The sequence below is a fragment of the Nitrospira sp. BLG_2 genome, assembly GCF_049222245.1.
The window spans coordinates 1-2,094 of the sequence record NZ_JBLYIG010000140.1; the positions used below are offsets into that span (position 1 = coordinate 1).

The 2,094-nt window shown below is 57.4% G+C and carries 3 protein-coding genes; all 3 read right to left on the reverse strand.

Annotated features, from left to right (window positions below; all coding sequences use genetic code 11):
* On the reverse strand, positions 1-348 hold a 348-nt coding region (locus tag ACOSYY_RS04025), incomplete at its 3' end, for an ATP-binding cassette domain-containing protein (RefSeq protein WP_421660984.1).
* Positions 345-1,028, reverse strand: coding sequence for a biuret amidohydrolase (biuH, locus tag ACOSYY_RS04030; protein WP_421660985.1), 684 nt, complete (start codon positions 1,026-1,028; stop codon positions 345-347). The genes biuH and ACOSYY_RS04025, both read right to left, overlap by 4 nt.
* A gap of 45 nt (positions 1,029-1,073) precedes the next feature.
* A complete protein-coding gene (locus ACOSYY_RS04035; RefSeq protein ID WP_421660986.1) occupies positions 1,074-1,991 on the reverse strand; it encodes an ABC transporter permease in 918 nt (305 codons plus the stop codon).
* Between the last annotated feature and the right edge of the window lie 103 nt (positions 1,992-2,094).

A 2,094-nucleotide genomic window follows, 5' to 3' on the forward strand; every position in this document is an offset into this window, starting at 1 on the left:
ATTGATGACGGCGTCCAACCGAGCCTTGGAGATCACCAGGTTCTCGAGGACGGTCATATTGGGAATGAGGGTGAATTGCTGATAGACCATCCCGATGCCGAAGGCCTGTGCGTCCCGCGGATTGCGAATCGTGACCTGCCGTTGATCCAACCGGATATTTCCCTCATCAGGGTGGTAATACCCCATGATACATTTGACCAGAGTGCTCTTGCCCGCGCCGTTTTCACCGAGCAGCGCATGGAACTGCCCGGAACACAGTCGTAAATTCACGTCTTTCAGGGCCGTGAGCGGACCAAAGCGTTTGGTTATCCCCAACGCTTCCAAATCCGGAGGAGCAGTATCCGTCATGAGAGCGCCTCTAACAGAGCATCCGATTTTGCGACGGCTCCGAACACGCCGCCCTGCATTGTGATCATCTTGATCGCAGCCTGGTGATTGTAAAAATCCGTCGCGCCGCAACAGTCTTCGAGCAAGAGACATTCAAAGCCCCGGTCGTTGGCTTCGCGCATGGTGGTATGCACGCAAACATCGGTGGTGATGCCGGCCAGGACCACATTTTGAATGCCGCGAAGCCGTAACAACATATCCAAGTCGGTTGCCCAGAACGAGCCCTTCCCCGGCTTGTCGATGATCGGTTCTCCCTCCTTCGGGGCTAGTTCCGGGATAATGTCCCAACCGGGCTCCCCGCGAACTAAAATCTTGCCGCAGGGGCCCGGATCACCGATGCCGGCGCCGATCTTTCGACTGCGCCACCGTTTGTTTGGGGGCAAATCGGACAGATCGGGCCGATGTCCCTCTCTGGTGTGGAAGACATGCATCCCAATGGCCCGAGCTTTTGACAACACCCGGTTGATATGGGCGATCGGGGCACGGGTGAGAGAGATGTCATAACCCATCTTGTCGACATAGCCGCCTTTGCCGCAAAAATCGGTCTGCATATCGATGATGAGAAAAACCGTATTGTCCGGCCGAAGATCGCCGTTATAGGGATAAGGATAGGGATCGGATGCGACGTATTTGTTAGCCATTGGGTTGCCTCTTAAAAGGTGTAAAGTGTGGTCCGCCATTCCGACCTAACGAGTCACGGTCAGCTCACGCGGCACTCCCGCCAGCGTGCGCCGAGGAGAGCAGGTGATGATCATCACCGCCAAAGTCATGATGTAAGGGATCGCGTTGAAAATATAGTAACCGCCCGTGATCCCCACCGATTGCAAGGACGGCCCCAACGCAGCGGTCCCTCCCCACAACAAGGAAACCCACAGGCACGCCATCGGCTGCCATCGAGCAAAGATCACCAAGGCCACCGCCATGAGTCCCTGGCCGCTGGACAGGCCTTCGCTCCAATTGAACGGGTAATAAAGCGAGAGATACGATCCGCCGATGCCGGCGAGAAATCCTCCTTGGGCGGTGCTCATGATCCGAATGCGATCGACCGGCAATCCAAGGGCACGCGCCGCATCCGCGCTTTCGCCGACCACCCGAACTTTCAATCCCCACGCCGTGCTCTTCAACATCCATCCGAGCGCGACGGCCACGGCGATTCCCACCAAAAATAAGGCATTGATCTGCAGCGCCGCCTGGAGTTGAGGGATGTCGCTCCAGGCTCCGAGATCGATCGACGGCAGCCGAGGGGCGGAGGGTTGGATGTAAGGCTTGCCGAGGAAGAAGGCCACACCCGTGCCGAACAACATCATGGCGATTCCGACCGCGATATCGTTGACCCGCTGGAAACTGCAGAGCCAGCTATGCAACGCGCCGAGCACCATGCCTGCCAATCCGGCGCACAAGACTCCCAGCCAAGGAGATCCACTGTGTAACGAGACGGCGTAGCCGGTCATCGCTCCCATGACCAACGTGCCTTCCAGTCCCAAATTGATGCGGCCGCTCTTCTCAGTGAGGCACTCGCCCAGCGACACAAAAAGAAACGGCGTGCCGATACGAATCGCGCCTCCCAAGACCGCGATGAGCACTCCCCACCATCCGGCTTCCATCAAGACGCTCCTTGTTTCTGCAATCTCGCAAATCGGCCGTAAAGAGTTTCGCTGAACAGAATGACGAGAAAAATGATGCCCTGCATCACAAGCACGGTCGCGT

Excerpts from the sequence above, each read along its gene's own strand:
- biuH (WP_421660985.1), bottom strand. The coding sequence starts at position 1,028 with ATGGCTAACAAATACGTCGCATCCGATCCCTATCCTTATCCCTATAAC.
- ACOSYY_RS04035 (WP_421660986.1), bottom strand. The coding sequence starts at position 1,991 with ATGGAAGCCGGATGGTGGGGAGTGCTCATCGCGGTCTTGGGAGGCGCG.